Here is a 1222-nt window from a genome sequence, read left to right on the forward strand (position 1 = left end):
GGGGTACGGTCAGAAAATCATCCTAAACGTTTTACCGATTTTCATATCCATTATTTATTAGAGGGAGATCTACCTGAAGATAAAGTCGTCCGTGCGATTCAATTATCCAAAAATACGTACTGTTCAGTGTATCACTCATTAAATGCCAACATTAAAATCAGCTATTCAATAAATGGTGTTAAAGGAAAACAAGACATATAATATGTAATTTAAAGGACTATTGTTTAACAGGAATTTGTTTTATATCCGTATAATAAAAACAGCCCCATTTTTGAAAATGGGGCTGTTTTGACTGAAATGAACATCCTCATTTCAAGAATAATCATCTATACCAAAACGTGCAAACCACAGGAAATAATCCCTCTCATGGTAATCCGAGGGCATTCTTTCGAAAATATCAATCTAAAATTGGTTTTCAAGGTTAGCGAACTCCATTTTACGGAAGGAAAGGGATAATTCAGTAAGCAAGTAATCAAAATGTAATGGTTTGTCATTGGAATGCCCTTGATGTTAGGAGTTTATCCATATAAACTTTAGATACTATTGAGGAGTGGTTAAATTGAAAGAGATAACAATTGACAAATTAATTTTTAAAAATCATTTATCGATGATTGAACAATATTCATTGAAAGATTTCATGTTTAAATGGCTCGGCAGCCCTGAAGAAGGTTTAGATGATCTTCTCCCGCTTACATACACAGATCAAGTTTTTGCAAAAATGGAAACGACATTGGAGACTAAAATCAAGATTCATGGAGAAGAAACCTTCAGATATGTCACCATTACGGAAGATAATCAAATTGTAATAGGGGGCTTGGACTCGAATCAAGAGTTAAAGTTTAGAATTGTGTCCCTGGAAGAGCGTTTGAAAAGCTACTAAAACTGAATCAAATTTTCAAAAATAATTAAGGCCGTTCCTGTGGAATGGCCTTTTTAAGGTATTTTTTTTTCATCACGTTAAGAGAGCCGTCAATACCACATGTTAACTGTACTCGAAAGTAATTGAAACCCTTATCTTATGCAAGTTAAGCGAGTAACTCTTTAAACTCACGATATTTTTGGATTAATTTAACAAAATATAAATGTTTATTGGTTTGTCTTAGTATATTATAGAGTAATGAAGTCGACTAAACATTGGGGGGGAATGAGATGAGCGAGACGCTGGCAAGTTCGATAAAAACGCTTTTGAAGGAAACGTTTGAAGGACCGGGAAATGAAGGAA

At 34.0% G+C, this 1222-nt stretch carries 2 protein-coding genes; both read left to right on the plus strand.

The window, feature by feature from the left end:
• Positions 1–201, plus strand: a 201-nt coding sequence (locus tag AC1DVB_RS27380; RefSeq protein WP_477591975.1) for an OsmC family protein, incomplete at its 5' end; no start/stop codon positions are given.
• 358 nt (positions 202–559) lie between these two features.
• Complete coding sequence (locus AC1DVB_RS27385) at positions 560–880, plus strand: hypothetical protein (protein ID WP_063593579.1); 321 nt, start codon at positions 560–562, stop codon at positions 878–880.
• The last annotated feature ends 342 nt before the right edge of the window (positions 881–1222 follow it).

It is taken from the genome of Peribacillus sp. P4_D6 (genome assembly GCF_056401795.1).